We start from the raw sequence: 17,748 nt of genomic DNA, 5'->3' as shown, positions 1-17,748 counted from the left end.
TCCTCGAGCTCGACCGCACAGCCAAGCCCGCAGGTCGAGCTCGAGGCCCGGCCGCAGACCCAGCCCAAGCCCCACGCCCGCCGGGGTCAGCCGCAGGAGCTGCGATCGATCAACGTCACGACCCTGCCGCCGATGGTCGGCCGCGTGCGCGAGCTGTCGATGCTCGCCGACGCGCTGCTGCGCAAGTCCGTGCGACCGCCGATCTTGGTCGGCGAGCACGGCAGCGGTCGCAGCCTGTTGGCGATGCACCTCGCGACCACGCTCGACCGCCCGCTGTTTCGGCTCGAGGCGCCGGACTACGAAGACGACGAGAGCCTCGCCGACGACCTCGAGCTGATCGCGGAGGCCAAGGGCGTGGTCGTGTTCGATGATCTCGATCGGGTGGCGTCCGACGCGGCGCCGCCGATGCTGCCTGCGTTGGCGCGCGCCTGGGCCAGCGGGGCGCCCCGGGTGATCACGGTGCTGTCCCACGAGGGCCGCGCCCGGCTCGAGGCCTGGATGCCTGGGATCCTCGATACGCTGGATGTCTTGTTGCTGCCCCCGCTCGAGACCGCCGAGGTCCACGCGGCGGTCAAGCTGGCCAGCGACGCGATCCTCGAGCAACACGAGGTCACCCTGGCCGCCGATGCGCAGCTGTCCGAGCTCACCCGCATCGCCGATCGCTTCTTGACGGGCCTCGCGATGCCCGGCCGCGCGCTGGACCTGCTCGACCTCGCCTGCGCCCGCTCGGTCCGCGAGGGCAAGGTCGAGGTCAGCCACGACGCGTGGGTCGAGATCACCTGCGAGCGCACCGGTCTGCCCCCGAGCCGGATCGTTGGCACGGGCGAGCGCGACCTGCTGGACCTCGACGTCCGCCTGGCCCGGCAAGTGGTCGGTCACGAGCATGTGCTCGAGGTTCTGGCCGCGCTTGTGCGTCGCAACCGAGCCGGTTTCTCGAGCGGCCGACCGATCGCCTCGGTGCTGCTGCTGGGCCCCTCGGGCGTGGGCAAGACCGAGATCGCCAAGGCGCTGGCCGCCGCGCTGTACGAGCGCGGCGACGAGGCGCTGCTGCGGCTCGACATGAGCGAGTACGCCGAGGCCCACGCGGTCGCGCGGGTGGTCGGGGCCCCGCCGGGCTACGTCGGCCACGAGCAAGGCGGCGCGCTCACGGATCCCATGGTCCGCAACCCGCACCGCGTAATCCTGCTCGACGAGATCGAGAAGAGCCACCGCGACGTGCACCAACTGTTGCTGCAGGTGTTCGACGAAGGCCGGCTGACTGACGGCCGCGGTCGCACGGTCGACTTTCGCCACGCGGTCGTGATCATGACCTCGAACCTGGGCGCCGACGCGATGATCGGCCGTGGCCCACAGGTCGACGATGAGCAGGTGCTGGCCCAGGCCCGCGCGCACTTCCCTGTCGAGCTGTGGAACCGGATCGAGGCCCCGCTGGTGCTGCGGCCGCTGACCCGGCCGCAGATGCTGGCGATCTGTCGGCGGCTGATCACCAGCAGCTCGGCGCGGCTGACCCACGATCGAGGGATCCGCTACCGCGTCGAGGACGAGGCGATCGAGCAGCTGATCGATCGCGCCGGCGTCGATCCTGCCCTTGGCGCGCGACCGCTGCGACACCTGCTGGGCCGCGAGATCGAGAGCCTGATCGCCGAGCAGATCCTGCGTGGCCGGGTCCGCGCGGGCGACGAAGCCCGGGTGTCGCTGGACGACGGCCGGCTGATCGTCGAGATCGGCCGCTGAAGCGTGTGGCCCTCCGAGCGGGAGGCGCTGGCCGTGTGGGCCGACCAACTGCAGGCGCAGGGCGAGCCGCTCGGTGAGCTCGTCACGGTCTCGCTGCGGGTCGACGAGGTCCGCCGGATCGACCCCCACACAGCCAAGCTCGCCACGCTCGAGGTCGAGGCCGAGCAGCTCCGCCTGAGCCTGGCCGAGCAGCTGCTGGGTCCGGGCGTGGGCGAGCTCCCGCAGCTGCGGCTGCGCTGGCAGCATGGGGTGGTCCGGGCGATCCACCTCGACCTCGACCTCGCGCCCGGCCGCGACCTGCCCCGACCGCAGGTGATCGTGGAGGTCATTGGCGCCCTGTTGCAGCGACCGGCGCTGCGCTTTGTCGACCAGCTGCACCTGGGCGCGCTCATGCCCGATCAGCGTGAAGCCGCGCACGAGCTGCTGCGTGCGCTGACCCTGCCCGCATGTCAGGCGCGACCGCGGCGAGTCGTGCTCGGTCGGATGCCGGGACAGTTTCGTCGGCTGCTGCGCGGGGATCCGCGGCCGCGCCTGGCTGATGCGGCCGACCGCGCGGCGTACCGGCCACCGCTGTCCCGCGAGCTACTCGAGGCCGTGGCCGCGGCCGGCGTCACCTGGCTGATCTGGTTTGGTCACGTGCAGTCGCTGCCGTGGACGCGGGGTGATCACGGCGCGCGCCTTCAGAAGCTGGAGGTGCTGCTTGGGCAGCCGTGGTCGCCCGCGCACGGTCGACCGCTCGAGCGGGCGATCTGGGACACCAGCTCGAGGATCCGCCGCCGAATCCTCGCCGCGCTGCCCAGCCTGGGCGACGAGATGGCCCCCGCGCTGCTGGCCGCGCTCGCCGTCAGCCTCGATCCGCGTCGCAGCTTTGGCGACGTCGTCGAGCGCAGCCTGACCCGGGCCGCGAGCGAACACCCGAGCTGGGTCGCAGGCGTGGCCCAGAACTTCAGCGATGACGAACCCTGGGTCGCGGGCTGGCTGTCTGGGCTGGGGCGTCGCTCACGTGGGGCCACCCAGTCCGCGATCCCGCGCATCGCCGCGATGCTGCGTCGCGGGATCGGGACCCCCTTCGACGGCGACTACCGCGGCACCGGCCTGCGTCGCGCGCTGCACAGCTTCGGAGTACCCGCTGACGCCCCCCACGCAGCTTCGCTCGAGGACGAGACCCTCGCGGAGCTACTCGAGAAGATCGGCGCGCAGCGAACCACCTGACAGGCGTTCATAGGTCAGTGGCCGCGCCGCCCGACCGCGCGCATACCCAAGACACGGGGTATGTGGAGCGAGCGTGAACGCGATGAGCTGGCCGTGTGGGCCGATCGGCTGCAGGCCGAAGGCGAGCCCCTCGGCGAGCTGGTGGGGACCTCGCTGCTCGCCGAAGCCGTCGCGCAGGCCGAACCCAACACCGCCGCCCCCGCCCACCGCTACGGACACAAGCTCACGCGCCTGCGCGACCGCGTGCGCGAGCTCGAGGCCAGCGTCCGCGACCCGATCATCGCGGAGCTGTTCACGGACTACCCCGAGCTCGAGCCCAGCTGGGAGCACGGCATGATCGTGGCATTGCGGGTCGTCGATCGTCCGGGAGGCTCGACCTTTCGCGCGGTGGATCCGGTGCGAAAGCTGCTGCGCCTGCCGGTCGCCCGGTTCTTGCGTCACATTCGGGTCGACGCGCGCGCGAGCGGCCACGGCCTTCACGTGCAGATCCCCGCCCTGCTCGCCGAGCCGGGCGTCGTCGCCCGCCCGTGGTCGGTGGTGCTGGGTCGAGCGCCTCGGCACCTGCGTCGGCAGACCCGACTCGCGGCGCTCGACCCCCACCACCAAGGACAGCTGCGCGCGCTGGTCGATCCCGAGCGTGGGCTTCGCAGCCTGTTCCTCGATGGGGTTCGGATCGCGCTGCCGTGGCAACCAGGTGACAAGGGCGCTCGCAAGCGTGCAGCCGCGTCGCTCGCGGATCGGCCCACCCCCGCGTCCACCGAGACCAGCATGACGCGGCTGTCTCGCGCGCTGTGGGATCCCAGCGTCCGGGTCCGCCTGCAGATCATTGGCACGCTGCCGCTGATCGGGACAGACGCGGCGGCGTTCGTGGCCGAGCTGTTGTTGGTCGAGCGTGGTGAACTCGAGTGGCTCACGCGGGTCCGCGAGGTGCTCGACACGCTGGCCCGCAACCCCAAGATCGTCAGCGCCGTGGCCCTGAATTTCACCGCCGATCAGACCCGCTGCGCCAGCTGGCTGGCCGCGAGCCCGCTCGCGGTCGCGCACCAGGCCGTGCCGCGGATCGAAGCCATGCTGGCGTGTCTGGACGCCCGCGATCCAGGCCCGGGCCCAGCCCCAGGTCCGGGCCCACGCGACGACGACGCCCGCCGCGAGCTCAGCGCGGCGCTGGCAACGATTCGCCGTCGCCACGACGAGCGCCTGCGTTGGCGCAGCTTCGACGGTCGCAACCCAACGGCGCGGCCCCTGCTCACGCGGCTGCGCCGGTGGCTGCACGACTGAGTCACAGGTCCGGGCGGCGCACCCCCAACCCAGGCAGCGCCGCCGCGATCAACAGCTGATAGCCACCCGCCGCGATGAACAACCCGGCGTAGCCGAGCGCCGCGAGCAACCCGGGGGCCAGGGTCGGGCCAAACGCGCGGGGCAGGTTGAGCAAGCCCATGAAGATCACGAACACGGTCGCGCGCGCGCGTGGATCGGCGTGGTCCATCAAGGCCGCGTGAACCCCCACATACAGCAGCGCCGTGGCGATCGACTGGACCGCGACCAGCACGATGATCGTGGTTGGGACCTGCCACAGCTGCTCGAGCAGGCCAAAGCTCACCCACGTCAACCCCAGCAAGAGCGAGCCCACGGCGGCGGTTCGAGCGTGGCCAATGCGATCCGCCACCACCGTCGCCAGCGCGTAGCCGGCCAACCCACACACGAGGGTGGGCAGCCCCAGCCGCGCGCCGATCTGCGCGGGCGCCCACCCCAAGTGTTGAACCAGCAGGTTCGCCGCGGCCGTCCCGGTGACGACGTCGGCCAGGAACACGAGCGTGGCGATCAGGCCCGCGAGGCGAGCGCTGCGGTGCGCGAACGCGGCCCGCAGCCGGCCAAGCAGCGGCGTCTTCAGCTGCTCACTGCGCGCCTGTGGATCCCACGGGGCCAACAGCGGCACGAACGCGAGCGCGGCGATGATCCCCGCCTCCAACCACAGCGCGGCCTCGAGGCTCGCCACGACCACGCCAACACCCAGCAGCCGGGGCGCGAGCACGTCGTTGGCCAGCATCCGGCTGCCGAGCATGACCCCGTTGCCAACGCCGCGCTCGGACGCAGGCAGGATGTCGATCGCCAGGGTGTCGGCGGTCGCGTCTTGGATCGCCAGCATCACGTTGTGGACGAACCACGCCCAGATCAACGAATTGGCGTTGGCCAGCACGTCGCCGCTCGCGGCCAGGACGATCAGCGAAGCGGCGACACACAGCTGCGCGACCATGGCGAGGCGCCGAGGATCCAAGGCCGCGGGTCCGCGCAGCCGATCGAGGATCGGCGCCCAGAGTCCCTTGAAGATCCACGGCAGCGAACCTGTAGCGAGCACGCCCGCCTGAACCTCCAAGCTGACGCCCGCGGCCGCGAGGTTGGGCAGCAGCACGTAGCCCGCGAACCCGTAGGCGATGCCCTGCGTCAGGTACAGGCCGCCCAGGACTCCGTGTCGCCGCAGGGCAGCCTTCATCGCGCGAGTCTACCCGAGCAACGCGGCCAGCCGCTCGCTCAGCTGGGCGTACAGGCTGCGGGTCGCGTCGTCGTCGAGCGCGGCGAGGTGGGCCGCGACGGTGGCATGATCCCCGCGCGAGAGCGGACCGGTGACGCCAGCCGGGATCCCCAGCGCGAGCAGGTTCTCGAGCGAGCCAAGCATCAGCTCACCGATCGCGCGCTCAATCACCGCGGGGGTGGCCAAGCCCAGCCCACGCAGGACCGCCGCGCCGCGATCCTCGAGCACCGCCAGATGGTTGGCGACCAGCGCACACGCGGCGTGATAGGCCAACCGTCCGCGCTGATCGAGGTGCCCGAGGTCCACGCGCGGCGCCTGCCCGATCAGGGCCGCGCCAAACCGACGCGCCGCGGCGTCGCCCCCCAGCCCAAAGCTGGCGGTGCTCAGGCGCGAGCGCGGCTGCTCGCGTCGCATGGAGCAGATCGGATGCAGGGTCCCGACCGGGTGCCCGGCCGCGTGCAGGGCCGGCAGCGCGAGCCGAGCCAGCCGGGCACCTGCCGCGTGGAGCACGGGCGTCGAGCTTGGCAGCCGCCCGACCAGCGCCGCGTCGACCTGGGCGAGCGCGCCATCGCGGCACAGCAGCCACACCCCCGCCAGCGGCTCGGCACTGGGAACAGTCGCGGTCCCCGATGCCAGCCCCCGGGCGCTCAGCTGCTCGACCACGAAGCCACGATCGCGCAGCCACGGGACCGCGTGGTGAGCCACGTGCCCATGCCCCACCACCCACACGCGCGGCTCGTCACCCGCGATCCAGCGCTCGAGCGCGACCGCCACCGCGCTTGGGACCGAACCACGCAGCGCCGCGCGGGCCAGCGCGACGTCGGGGCCGGCCGCGCGGATCTCCGCGATCTGCTCGCGCACCGCCGTGCTGCTGACCTCGGGCAACGTCACCGCGCCCGGGTCGGACCAACCGGCGCGGGGAACGATGATCGGGTCAAAGCGCGCGACGATCTCGTCCCAGCGGTGCCAGCGATCGGTCTCGCCGCTGTTCGTGATGTCCGAGCCAACGACCAGGCGCACTCGAACATCGGGCTGACGCGCAGCGATCGCCTCCAACAGCTCGAGCGTGTAGCTGGGCCGCCCGCCTCGCTCACTCGCGAGTTCCGCCTCGATCGAGCTGACCTCGACCCGCGCGTCGTGGCCAAGCATCGCCGCCCGGACCCAGCTCATCCGGCGCTCGAACGGCGCGAGCGACTTGCCCAGCGGATGATCGAAGCACGGCGCCACCAGCACGCGGGCGGCGTCGCCCCGCGCGAGCAGGTACCCGGGAAGCAAGGCATGGCCCAGGTGCGGCGGGTTGAAGCTGCCGCCAAGCACGGCGAGGGCCGGACGTGAGTCGCTCACCCCCACACTCTACAGCCGCGAGGGGTCGATGGGGCCAGTGGGGCCAGTGGGGTCAGCCGGGCACGCGCACGATGCCCAGCTGGATCAGCCACAAGAACGCGGCGACCCGAGGCACCCGCAGCAGCGAGATCGCCAAGAACTCGAGGTAGGGCATCTTGGTCGCGCCCGCCGCCCAGCACGTGACCGAGTACGGCACCGGGGACACCGCGGCGACCGCCAGGAACCACCGCCCACCGCGGCGCAGGTGTGCAGTCATCTCATCACCGCCGCGGCGCTTGATATAGGCCTGCAGCCCAGCGCTGCGCGACAGCACATAGCGCCCGATCACCCAGCCCGTGCTGCCCCCGAGCAGGCTGCCCAAGCTCCCCCACGCGACTACCCGCCAGAACGGCATCCCGCCCCACAGCCCGAAGGCCGTGAACGCGTCGTTGGGCACTGGCATGGTGAAGGCATCCGGGAAGAAAAAGCCAACCGCGATCCCGACGCCACCAAATCGCGCCACGAACCACTCCCCGGTCGCCAGCAGCGGCTCGCTGAACAGCCAGCCGAGCAACAACGCGACCGCGGTGAAGCCCATCATCACCAACACCGCCGTGATCAGCACGCCGCGAAGGTCGAGCGGCGGCGTCGTGTCGTCATTGGGCACATCCGCGCGCGTATCTTCGATCTGGCCCCCGGGCGTCTGAAGCTCGTCGTCGCGCGGGGGGGCTTGATCCATTGGTCATCGGATAGCCGTCGCCCTCGCGCAGGTCAACGCAGCATCGACTTTGCCCGCTGCGCGTGCACCAGACAGGTCCCCGCGGGCGCTCGAAAATCGCGCATCGGGGCCACGTGTGCAAACGCCATCGCATGCGCGATTACCTCCGCCGCACCCACACTGCATTCGAACCGTGCATGGTTCCGCGCATTGAAGATACCGTACACATTCGATTGGATCGTTGCGAAGTGCCCCATGCCAGCCGGCCAACTGGCCGTTTTGGCCCAGCGGTCCCAAATTGACCCAATTGGTGCCATTTCGCCCAACCCGTCATTCCGATCTGCCGTTCGTATTCGCTCGCTACTGTGCCGTATATTGTCGCTGTTCAAAGACGCCATTGCCCCCTATCATGTGGTCATGGCTGCTGCTGGGATGGTCTTGGGTCGCTACTACAGGCAGGTTGTCAGCGCGCTCCTGCAAGCCCACGCCCACGCCATTGCTGAAGCAGCCGCGCTCGAGGCCCGCATTGCAACCCTGGTCGACGCTGGCGAGTACCCGTGGCCCGCGTTCACGGCCGACGTCGCCAGCGCGTCCGCGCGGCTTCAACACAGCGAGCTCGTCGCCATTGGCAAGCGGATCGTGGCCACGTGCAAGCCGGAGTTCGAGCGCTGGGGCTTCGACTCGGCCGAGGCCATCTTGACCGATCTAGACGCCCCCTTTGGCGCCACGATCATCGATCCCCCCGAGCACGAGCGCATGATGACCGCCAAGTACGAGCCCGGCTACGCGCTCTTCTGCGCCGGGGCCGTGCACCCCGCGGGCCTCGTCGAGGGCTACCTGCGCGGCATCGTGGAGATGTACGAGGGCACGGTGACCGACCTGGTGTGCCACGCCGTACAGATGGAGGGCCACGCCACCCACCTGATCGAGCTGCGCTGGTCATCGCCCGTACGCGTCACCCGCCGCCCCCGCGTCGCATCAGCCCCCCCCATCCGCCGCGTAGCCTGACCCTCCGCAGGCAAAGGCAAAAAGGAGAAACAAAAAGAGGCCGTGACAAAGTCACGCCTCGTTCGCCAGTCGTAAACCGGACCTTGGGCCCGAGCGCAGCGAGGGTGTCGAGCCGCGCGGAGGCGAAGCCGAGCACGGCGCGAGTCCGGCAACGACTGGCGCATGATAGCCCGAGTCCGGCAACGACTGGCGCATTACAGGATGTGGCGGGAGAGGTCTTGGTCTGCCAGCAGATCCCCGATCCGCTCGCACACATACGTAGCCGTGATCGTCACCTTCTGCGCCCCGACCTCCGTGGCCTCGAAGCTGAGCTCATCGAGCACCTGCTCGAGCACGGTGTGCAACCGGCGGGCCCCGATGTTCTCGAGCTGCTCGTTGGCGGCCGCAGCGATCCGCGCGAGCTCGTCGATCGCGTCGTCGGTGAACTCGAGCTCGATGCCCTCGGTCGCCAGCAACGCCGCGTACTGCTTGAGCAGCGAGTTGTCGGTGTCGCGGAGGATCTGCACGAACTCGGCCTTGCCGAGGCTCTCGAGCTCGACGCGGATCGGGAACCGGCCCTGTAGCTCGGGGATCAGATCGCTGACCTTGGCCATGTGAAACGCCCCCGCGGCGACGAACAGCACGTGGTCACTGCGCACGGGCCCGTACTTGGTCGAGACGGTCGAGCCTTCGACGAGCGGCAGCAGGTCGCGCTGCACACCCTCGCGCGAGACATCGGCCCCGCGCGCGTTCTCGCGGCTGCAGATCTTGTCGATCTCGTCGAGGAACACGACCCCGAGCTGCTCGGCCCGGCGCACGGCCTCGTTGCGGACGGCGTCACGATCGACCAGCGCGCGGGCGGTCTGAGCCGCGATCAGATCGCGGGCCTCGGCGACGGTGGTGGTGCGCTTGCGCTTGCGCTTGCCGAGCGCGCCCAGCAGCTCTTCGAGCTGTTCACCCATCCCGGGCATCCCGGGCGCGCCGCCGCCCATCCCGGGCATGCCCGGCATCATTGCGAAGCCGCCCCCGCTGCCTTCGTCCTCGACTTCGATCTCGATCTCGCGCGCGTCGAGCTTGCCGGCTTCGAGCTGCTGGCGCAGCTTCTCGCGGCTCGCGGCGTTGGCCGGCTTGACCTCGGGCGGGGCGTCGCCAGGGCGCGCCGCGTAGCCTTGCGTGGTCGGGGTCTGGACTGGCGTCGGTGGCAGCAGCAGATCGAGGATCTTGGCGTCGGCCTGCTTGCGCGCGGTGTCCCAGACCTCGAGCTCTTTCTCTTCGCGGACCAGCTTGGCGGCCATCTCGACCAGGTCGCGGATCACCGAGTCCACGTCGCGGCCGACGTAGCCAACCTCGGTGAACTTGCTGACCTCGACCTTGACGAAGGGCGCGCCGCTGAGCTTGGCCACGCGCCGGGCGATCTCGGTCTTCCCGACGCCCGTCGGCCCGACCATGATGATGTTCTTGGGCGAAATCTCGTCGCGCAGCTCGCCCTGGACTTGCTGGCGGCGCCAGCGATTGCGCAGGGCGATCGCGACGGCGCGCTTGGCCCGGTGTTGACCGATCACATAGCGATCGAGCTCCTCGACCACGCGCCTCGGGGTCAGCTCGCGGGTGTCGGCAAAGCGGTTCAGATCGGTTGTCATGACGACGCCTCCAGCTCCAAGATGGTGGTGTTGGTGTTGGTGAACACGCAGATCTCTCCAGCGACGGCCAGCGAGGCTTCGACGAGGCCGCGCGCATCGAGCTCCGAGTGACGCAGCAGCGCCCGCGCAGCGCTGAGCGCATAGTTGCCACCCGAGCCGATCGCCAGGATCCCGTCTTCGGCCTCGATCACATCGCCGGTGCCCGACAGCAACAACGAGCGCTCCTTGTCCGCGACGATCAACAGGGCCTCGAGCCGACGATAGCGACGATCGAGGCGCCAGTCTTTGGCCAGCTCCACGCACGCCCGCGTAAAATTACCGCCGACCGACTCGAGCTTGGCTTCGAGCAGGTCACACAAGGTCAGGCCATCGGCGGCCGAGCCGGCGAAGCCCGCGAGCAGCTTGCCCTTGGCCAGCGTCCGGACCTTGTTTGCGCTGCCCTTGACGATCGTGTTGCCCATCGAGACTTGCCCGTCGGCGCCGAGCACCACCTTGCCATCGCGGCGCACGCACAAGACCGTTGTCGAGCGGATCGGGGCGCCCGGCCCCAACTGTGGATCCTGGAACATGCCGCGGAGTATATGCCCGGCGCCGCGCAGCGCAGCCAGAGCGGATCACCGCAGCGGCTCGAATGCGCCTGACGCCGCGATCCCGAGCCCGTGTGCGTGGGGGCTCGTTCGTGCCCGTGGGCGTGGGGGGCTGGCTCGTGCCCTTCGCCGCTATGGACGGCGGCGTCGCGCTTGCGTATGACCGCACGCGTGAGCAGCCCTGCCCCCGATGCTCCGCGCCTGGCCGTGCTCGCATCCGGAGGCGGCAGCAACCTGCAGGCGCTGATCGACGCGCACGAACGCGGCGATCTCCCCGCCCCGGTCGCGCTCGTGATCTCCAACCGGGCCGACGCGGGCGCGCTGGCCCGCGCGCGCGCCCACCAGATCCCCGGTTTTCATGTTGGCCGCCGGGACCACCGCGATCCAGACGCCCGGATCCTCGAGCTCTTGCAGGCGCATCGGGTCGACGTGGTCGTGCTCGCCGGTTGGCTCAAGCTCGTCGATCCGCGGGTGCTCGCCGCGTTCCCTGGCCGCGTCGTCAACATCCATCCGGGCCCGCTGCCTCGGTTTGGCGGCAAGGGCATGCACGGGATTCACGTGCACGAGGCCGTGCTCGCGGCCGGGGTGAGCTGCTCGGGTCCCACGGTTCACCTGGTCAACGAGCGCTACGACGAAGGGCCGCCCCTCGCCACCGTGAAGGTCCCGGTCGAAGCTGGAGACACACCCCAGAGCCTGCAGGCCCGGGTGCTGAGCGCTGAGCACGCGCTATTTTGGCGGGTGATTCGGGACCACTTCTGCGAGCCGCCGCGGTCATAGATGAAGGCTGCACGTGGCCAAGGCCATGCAAGCTGCCGCAATTTTTCAGCCGGCGACGAAGCTCGGGAGCCGACGATCAGATGGCGCGCGACCTACGTTTTCGCCCGGACCTGTGCCAACATCTCGACCATCATGTCTTTGCTTCGCTTGTATGCCGTCCCCGTCTGCGCTGCGCTCCTGCTGTCGAGCGCCGCTTGTGGTCGCACCGAATCGGTCATCATTGGGACCGGGGCGGACACGGGCGCCGAGACGTGGAGCTACGAGGACACCGGAACCCCGATCCCCGACGTGCCCGGTAGCACGACGATCGCTGATGACGAGACCACCAGCGAGACCGATGACTGGATGACCGACGAGTGGGGCGACGAGGCCGTCGACACGTGGGGCGATGAAGAGACCAGCTTCGACTGGGGCGAGGAGACGTCCGACTGGGGCGACACGACCGACTTCACGGACACGACCGACTTCACGGACACGACCGACTTCACGGACACGGACACGACCGACACCACGGACACGACCGACACCACGGACACGACCGACACCACGGACACCACGGACACGACCGACACCACCACGGCCACCGAGACCGGTGGTGAGACCTGCGCCGACGCGGCGGCGTGCCTGGTCGACTGCGGCGGCTTCAGCAACATGTGCATCAACGAGTGCACGACCGACCTGCCCGACTCCGAGTCCAGCAACCTGTTCGATCTGCAGATCTGCGCGATCCAGTCGTGCTTCTTCCTGGGCCTGTGCGAGCTAGGCGACTTCAACGCCCCCAGCTGCATCCAGTGCCGCCTCGACGCCAACAACGACCCAGGCAGCTTCGGCTGCGGCGACGAAGGCATGGTCTGCGGGGTGTAATTTATTACCCCCACAGCCACCTTCACACTACGCAGGTCACTCGCTGCGCGAGTGACCTGCGTAGTGTGAAAGTGGCTGTGGGGGTAATAAATGCCCCCCTACCCTTTGGCGCTCTCCCAGGTTGGGCCGGCGCCGCCTTCGACGAGCAGCGGGACGTCCAGGGTCGCGGCGCCCTCCATCGCAGGCTTGACCAGCTGCACGAGCGCCTCGACCTGGGCTGTCTCGCACTCGAAGATCAGCTCGTCGTGCACGGTCAGCAGCATGCGGGCCCAGGGTTTGTCGGCGAGCAGGCGCTCGACCTCGACCATCGCAACCTTGAGGATGTCGGCGGCGCTGCCCTGGATCGGCGTGTTGCGGGCGATGCGTTCTCCGTAGGCGCGCGCGGTCGAGGTGCGGCGGCTCAGCTCGGGGATCCGGCGGCGGCGGCCAAGGATCGTCTCGGCGAAGCCGGTGTCCTTGGCGCTGTCGATCAGCGCGTTCATGTAGCTGGTGACCCCAGGGATCTTCTTGAAGTAGGCCTTGATGTACTTGCCGGCCCGGCCCTGCGGGATCCCGAGCTGGCGGGCCAGGCCGAACGCGCTCTGGCCATAGATGACGCCGAAGTTGACGGCCTTGGCGACCCGTCGCTGCTCGTCGGTGACCTCGGCTTCGCTGACCTCGAACACCTCGGCGGCGGTCCGGCGGTGGACGTCGGCGCCGTCCTTGAACGCCTTGGTCAAGTTGGGATCCCCAGACAGGTGCGCGAGCACCCGCAGCTCGATCTGCGAGTAGTCCAAGGTCACGAGCGTCATGCCCTCTGGGGCGATGAAGCCACGCCGGATCCGCCGGCCTTGCTCGGTGCGGATCGGGATGTTCTGCAGGTTGGGCTCGCTGCTCGACAGCCGCCCGGTCGCGGCCACGGCCTGGTGAAAGTGCGTGTGCAAGCGCCCGGTGTCCGGGTTGATCAACGTGGGCAGCGTGTCCAGATAGGTGCCCTTGAGCTTGGTCAGGCTGCGAAACTCGAGGATGTGCTTGACGATCGGATCGAGCAGCGAGAGCTCTTCTAGGGTCTGCGCGTCGGTGCTGTAGCCGGTCTTGGTCTTCTTCTTGGCCGGCAGGCCGCGGTCCTCGAACAACAATTTGCCGAGCTGCTTGGGTGAGTTGGGATCGACGGCGTAGCCAGCCTCGGCCTCGATGCTGTCGCGCAGCGCCTGAACTTGCTCGCCAAGCTCGTTGGCTTGGCGACCGAGCTCTTCGACGTCGAGCAGGATCCCGCGCCGCTCGAGCTTGGCCAGCACCTCCGAGAGCGGGACCTCGATGTCCTGGTAGAGCTTCAGGGTCTGCTCACCAGCGGCGATGATCGCCGCGCCAAGGTGCGGGCCCAGGCTCGCAACCAAGCCGGCCCGCTCGCCCGCCCACGGGCCCGCGATCGCAACGTCGACCTGATCGAAGCCGACCTGGCGCTTGCCCTTGCCAACGATCGACTCGCGGCCGCCGACCGTGCGCCCGCACAGATCCTTGGCGAGCCCCTCTAGATCGTGGTCCGCCCGGGCCGGATCCAGGGTGTAGGACGCGAGCATGGTGTCGGCCGCGACGCCGACTGGGCTCAGGCCAATGTCGGGCCGGAGCATCACGACCGCTTGGTTCTTGAACGCGTGGGTGTACTTGGTCAGCGCTGGATCACGCAGCAGCGGCGCCAGCTGTTTGAACAGCGCGTCGACCTTCCACTGGACCGTGCCGGCGTCGCTGAGGCTGCGGTGGGCGATCGGCAGATACACGGGCGCACGCAGCAGCGTGGCCGGCTTGGCCACGTTGGGGATCGCCAGCGCGACGCCGATCGGATCGGCGCGCATCGGATCGTCACCAGACAGCTCGACCTCGAACGCGAGGTGGCCCGCCTGCTTGGCCGCCGCCAGAAACTCGTCGAGCGCGGCCGCCTGCGTGGCCTGGATGATCTGCGTGCTGTCCTTGTCGAGCACCAGACCTTCGAGCTTGCTCATGGTCTCGGACAGGGTCCGCGGCGCGATCCGACGGGTGCCCCCGCCGCGGCCCCCCACCGAGCCCGCGAGCGTGCTCTTGAACCCCAGCGGATCAAAGAACGCGTCCATCCGCGCGCGCTCGGGCCCCTTGTCCGCGGTCGCCTCGAGCGGGGTCGGCAGATCGTAGCCGGTCCGCAGCGCGACCAGCTTGCGGCTCATCCGCGCGTCGTCGGCGTGGGCCTCGAGCCGCTCGCGCCGCTTCTTCTGCTTGATCTTCGCCGTGTTGGCCAGGATCCCCTCGAGCCCGCCGTACTCCTGCAGCAGCCCGGTCGCGGTCTTCGGCCCGATCCCCGGGACCCCCGGGATGTTGTCGCTGCTGTCGCCCGCCAGCGCGAGCAGGTCACCCAGCAGCTCGGGCCCCACACCAAATTTTTCGACGACTTGGTCCGGCCCCACGCGCCGGTTTTTCATGGTGTCCCACAGCCGCACCGAGCCCTCGCGCACGTCGTCCGGGCCGCGAACCAGCTGCATCAGGTCCTTGTCGCTCGACACGACCACAACCTCGAGGCCCTGCTTGGCGCCGTGCTCGGCGTAGGCCGCGATCAGATCGTCGGCCTCGAGATCCTCGTGCTCGAGCCACGGGATGCTCAGCGCCGCGGTGGCCTCGCGGACCAGGGGGATCTGCGGGACCAGGTCGTCGGGCGGCGGCGGACGGTTGGCCTTGTACTCGGCGTAGATCGCCCGGCGCCAGCTGGTCCCCCCCTGGGCGTCGAACACCGCGAGCAAGTACTGCGGCGCGAACTCCTTGCGCACGGCCTGGACCATGCGCACGTAGCCATGGATCGCGTTGACGGGGGTGCCGTCGGGTGCCGTGAGCATCGGCAGCGCGTGATAGGCCCGAAACAGAAAGTTGTTGGCGTCGATCAGAAACAGGCTGCCGGTGCCACCAGTCGGACGCCCGCTCATCGCCCTACCCAGATGCTTTCAGCTCGGGCGAGGGCTTCTCGCCCGCTTGCGGACGCCTTCGTCGACTGGTTCACCGTGGGCAGCGAACTGTTTTCAGCTCGGGCGAGGGCTTCTCGCCCGCTTGCGGACGCCTTCCTCGACTGGTTCACCGTGGGCAGCGAACTGTTGGGATCACGCATGACCCGCTTGTAGCTGGTTGGGGCCGGTGTTCGCCAGGGGTCGTCGGGACTGGCTCACGAGGCGTCGGAGGGATCGCTGGGGTCCTCGCTCGCGTCGTCGTCCATTCGCGCCAGCGTTCGGTGGCGGGCGGTGTCCAGCCGAATTGCCCCGGAACCAGACCCGGAGCCGGAGTCCCGTGGTTCACGGGGCACCCCGGCGCGCCCAGCCTGGCTCGAGGCCCGGGCGGCGGCGGCTGAGCTCGAGCGCCTGCGCGTATACAAGAACACGGTCTGCACGATGCTCGCGACTGGCAGTGCCAAGACCGCCCCGATCGGCCCGTACACCTCCCACCCGGCCAACAGCGCGAAGATCAAGATCACCGGGTGGATGTCCGCGGTGCCGATGATCCGCGGGTTGAGATAGTTGGCCTCGAGCAGGTGGATGCAGATGATCCAGCCGACGATGCCCGCCGACTTGCCGAATTCCAGGCCCTCGAGCCCCGCGTCGCCCGACAGCAGCGCGACCCCCAGCAGCGGGATCGCCGAGATCAAGATCCCGAACACCGGGATGATGCTGAGCACGGCCGCGACCATCGCTAACAGCAAGGAGTAGCGGACCCCAAAGATCATCAGCGCCGCGTAGGCCAGCGCGCCGTTGATCAGGCAGATCGCCAGCTGCCCGCGGATGACCCCGGCCATGCCTTCGTCGACCCCGTGGGCGATGTTCTCGAAGTCCTGCTGGTACTCCTCCGGGACCAGCGAGCGCACGAAGTTCTGCACGCGCTCGAGGTCGACCAGGATGAAGCCCGCGATCAACAAGGTGACGATCAGCGCGGTGATGAACGAGGCGATGCCCGTCACGATCGCCCGCAAGGTGTCGGTCAGCGCCGCGGTCAGCTCGTCGCCCTTGCTGGCGACGATGTCGCGGATGACCTCCGCGATGTTGTCCTTGGGCTGGGGCTGGGCCTCGATCACCCAGCCGCCGCCGCTCTCGTGGACCTCGAGGTGCGCGCCGCGTAGATCAACCCGGTAGCTGCCGTCGGCCTCGGGGTGCACGACGAGCTCGCTGACCTGGCCTTCGTCTGGGTCCTGATCGCCAAGCAGACCCGGGAAGGTCTCTTCAAACCACTCGCTGGCGCGCGGCAACCACTGCTCGTTGATCGTGACCATCGCCGAGGGCGTCGACTCGCGCAGCGTCGACAGATCCGAGACGACCCCCGGCAGCACGCCGCCCAAGAACCCGGCCCCCAGCGCGAGCATGCCTAGATACAGCAGCATGACCGCGAGGCCGCGCCGCTCGCCCAAGCGCGGCGCCATCCGCCGAACCAGCGGCTCGAGCAGGTACGCGATCAGCGTCGCAAACACGAAGGGCAGCACGACCCCGCGAAACCAGATCAGCAGCAGCAGCAGGATCGCGAGCAGCCCCCACAGCCGCCAGAAAGTCCGCAGCACGGTCAGCAAGCTGTCGCGTCGACGACGGCTGACGCGGCCGCTCACCGCGCTCGACTCGTCGCCTTCGTGCTCGTCGGTCACGCGCACACCTTATCAGCAGCGCGATGGATCTCGCGCTACTGATCCGTCGCGCCAGCGGCCGCGGCAGAGTCCCACGCCCCGCAGTTGCCACACCGAAACGCGAAGCGCTGCATTTGAGTCCCGCACTTGTTGCAGAGCAACCCCGCGCTTCGAGGCGGGCGCATCGCGGCCTCGCGGGCGGCCTCGCGTTGGCCCCTGGAGAGCCGCAGCCGCACCAGCGCGAGCTGGGCCGAGGGGCTGCGCTCGGCGACCCGCTCGAGCGCGCTCGCGGCCTGCTCGGGGTGTTGGCGCGCGACCTTCTCTGCTAGCGCCACGACCAGTTGCGCCTCACGAGCCATGCGCAGGCTCGACAGCATCCGCTCCATCAGATCTTCTTGGCGACGGTTCTCGCTGGCCCACTCCCACGCCTCGGGGACGATCGAGCGCGCGCCAACAGGGCTGAGCTCCCACGCCCGCTGCCATGACTCGAGCGCCTCAATTGGATCACCGAGCGCCGACTCGACGCGGGCCCGGACGGTCCAGCAATGCCCGCTGTCCGGAGCCAGATCCACGGCGCGCTCGGCCAGCTTGCGAGCCTTGCGTTCTTCGCCGTCTTCGAGCGCCTCGGCGGCCTGACCGGCGACCGCGTGCCCGCGACCCGCACGCGCGTCTTGGGCCCGTCGACCCTCGACCTGCTTCTCGAGCCGCTCCCAAGCTGCCGCCGCCCGCTCCCAGCCCCCTGCCCGCTCCAGCGCCCGGGCCAGGGTCTCGAGCGTGGCCAC

The 17,748-nt window shown here is 69.6% G+C and carries 14 protein-coding genes; 6 read left to right on the top strand and 8 right to left on the bottom strand.

Going from position 1 to position 17,748, the window contains the following annotated elements; all coding sequences use genetic code 11:
• The 3 genes from DB30_RS37850 to DB30_RS37840 all read left to right on the top strand — a co-directional run.
• Window positions 1-1,734, top strand: a 1,734-nt coding sequence (locus DB30_RS37850; protein ID WP_052558584.1) for an AAA family ATPase, incomplete at its 5' end; no start/stop codon positions are given.
• 33 nt (window positions 1,735-1,767) lie between these two features.
• Complete coding sequence (locus tag DB30_RS37845) at window positions 1,768-2,946, top strand: hypothetical protein (RefSeq protein WP_146662469.1); 1,179 nt, start codon at window positions 1,768-1,770, stop codon at window positions 2,944-2,946.
• A gap of 60 nt (window positions 2,947-3,006) precedes the next feature.
• The gene (locus DB30_RS37840; RefSeq protein ID WP_052558580.1) at window positions 3,007-4,224 is read left to right on the top strand and encodes a hypothetical protein; all 1,218 of its coding nucleotides are present in this window, start codon (window positions 3,007-3,009) and stop codon (window positions 4,222-4,224) included.
• A 1-nt stretch (window position 4,225) separates the two neighbouring features.
• On the opposite strand, the gene DB30_RS37835 is transcribed toward DB30_RS37840, so the two are convergent.
• Genes DB30_RS37835 through DB30_RS37825 form a run of 3 tightly spaced genes read right to left on the bottom strand, consistent with a single transcriptional unit; the run spans window position 4,226 to window position 7,538 of the window.
• Window positions 4,226-5,437, bottom strand: a complete 1,212-nt coding sequence (locus DB30_RS37835) for an MFS transporter (RefSeq protein WP_052558578.1) — start codon at window positions 5,435-5,437, stop codon at window positions 4,226-4,228.
• 9 nt (window positions 5,438-5,446) lie between these two features.
• Window positions 5,447-6,820: a DUF2520 domain-containing protein gene (locus tag DB30_RS37830; protein WP_052558575.1), complete on the bottom strand. Its 1,374-nt coding sequence runs from the start codon at window positions 6,818-6,820 to the stop codon at window positions 5,447-5,449.
• Between the two features lie 52 nt (window positions 6,821-6,872).
• Window positions 6,873-7,538: a YqaA family protein gene (locus DB30_RS37825; RefSeq protein ID WP_052558572.1), complete on the bottom strand. Its 666-nt coding sequence runs from the start codon at window positions 7,536-7,538 to the stop codon at window positions 6,873-6,875.
• A gap of 396 nt (window positions 7,539-7,934) precedes the next feature.
• On the opposite strand from DB30_RS37825, the gene DB30_RS37820 reads away from it, so the two are divergent.
• Window positions 7,935-8,525 (top strand): hypothetical protein, encoded by a 591-nt coding sequence (locus tag DB30_RS37820; protein ID WP_146662465.1) that lies wholly within the window; start codon window positions 7,935-7,937, stop codon window positions 8,523-8,525.
• Window positions 8,526-8,719: 194 nt separating this feature from the next.
• Here DB30_RS37820 and hslU read toward each other — a convergent pair whose 3' ends face one another.
• Window positions 8,720-10,144: an ATP-dependent protease ATPase subunit HslU gene (hslU, locus tag DB30_RS37815; protein ID WP_052558567.1), complete on the bottom strand. Its 1,425-nt coding sequence runs from the start codon at window positions 10,142-10,144 to the stop codon at window positions 8,720-8,722.
• The gene (hslV, locus tag DB30_RS37810) at window positions 10,141-10,713 is read right to left on the bottom strand and encodes an ATP-dependent protease subunit HslV (protein ID WP_052558565.1); all 573 of its coding nucleotides are present in this window, start codon (window positions 10,711-10,713) and stop codon (window positions 10,141-10,143) included. The genes hslU and hslV overlap by 4 nt, the downstream gene beginning before the upstream one ends.
• Before the next feature lie 189 nt (window positions 10,714-10,902).
• On the opposite strand from hslV, the gene purN reads away from it, so the two are divergent.
• Both purN and DB30_RS37800 read left to right on the top strand, forming a co-directional pair.
• Window positions 10,903-11,508, top strand: a complete 606-nt coding sequence (gene purN, locus DB30_RS37805; RefSeq protein WP_240480420.1) for a phosphoribosylglycinamide formyltransferase — start codon at window positions 10,903-10,905, stop codon at window positions 11,506-11,508.
• A 132-nt stretch (window positions 11,509-11,640) separates the two neighbouring features.
• Entirely contained in the window at window positions 11,641-12,372 is a 732-nt protein-coding gene (locus DB30_RS37800; protein ID WP_052558559.1) for a hypothetical protein, read from the top strand.
• Between the two features lie 98 nt (window positions 12,373-12,470).
• Here DB30_RS37800 and polA read toward each other — a convergent pair whose 3' ends face one another.
• From polA to DB30_RS37785, 3 genes are all read right to left on the bottom strand, one after another.
• Window positions 12,471-15,296: a DNA polymerase I gene (gene polA, locus DB30_RS37795; protein ID WP_052558558.1), complete on the bottom strand. Its 2,826-nt coding sequence runs from the start codon at window positions 15,294-15,296 to the stop codon at window positions 12,471-12,473.
• Window positions 15,297-15,529: 233 nt separating this feature from the next.
• Complete coding sequence (locus tag DB30_RS37790; protein ID WP_165704139.1) at window positions 15,530-16,987, bottom strand: AI-2E family transporter; 1,458 nt, start codon at window positions 16,985-16,987, stop codon at window positions 15,530-15,532.
• Window positions 16,988-17,022: 35 nt separating this feature from the next.
• Window positions 17,023-17,748, bottom strand: a 726-nt coding sequence (locus tag DB30_RS37785; protein WP_165704138.1) for a hypothetical protein, incomplete at its 5' end; no start/stop codon positions are given.

The sequence above is a fragment of the Enhygromyxa salina genome, assembly GCF_000737335.2.
In the GTDB taxonomy this organism is placed as follows: domain Bacteria; phylum Myxococcota_A; class Polyangia; order Nannocystales; family Nannocystaceae; genus Plesiocystis; species Plesiocystis salina_C.
Note: the sequence above shows the minus strand (reverse complement) of the source record. Positions and strands in the feature narration are given on the sequence as shown.

What these genes read in the sequence shown, in the direction of transcription:
- DB30_RS37800 (WP_052558559.1), top strand. Translation starts at nt 11,641, where the DNA reads ATGTCTTTGCTTCGCTTGTATGCCGTCCCCGTCTGCGCTGCGCTCCTG.
- hslV (WP_052558565.1), bottom strand. Translation starts at nt 10,713, where the DNA reads ATGTTCCAGGATCCACAGTTGGGGCCGGGCGCCCCGATCCGCTCGACA.
- DB30_RS37840 (WP_052558580.1), top strand. Translation starts at nt 3,007, where the DNA reads ATGTGGAGCGAGCGTGAACGCGATGAGCTGGCCGTGTGGGCCGATCGG.
- polA (WP_052558558.1), bottom strand. Translation starts at nt 15,296, where the DNA reads ATGAGCGGGCGTCCGACTGGTGGCACCGGCAGCCTGTTTCTGATCGAC.
- DB30_RS37835 (WP_052558578.1), bottom strand. Translation starts at nt 5,437, where the DNA reads ATGAAGGCTGCCCTGCGGCGACACGGAGTCCTGGGCGGCCTGTACCTG.
- hslU (WP_052558567.1), bottom strand. Translation starts at nt 10,144, where the DNA reads ATGACAACCGATCTGAACCGCTTTGCCGACACCCGCGAGCTGACCCCG.
- DB30_RS37820 (WP_146662465.1), top strand. Translation starts at nt 7,935, where the DNA reads ATGGCTGCTGCTGGGATGGTCTTGGGTCGCTACTACAGGCAGGTTGTC.
- DB30_RS37825 (WP_052558572.1), bottom strand. Translation starts at nt 7,538, where the DNA reads ATGGATCAAGCCCCCCCGCGCGACGACGAGCTTCAGACGCCCGGGGGC.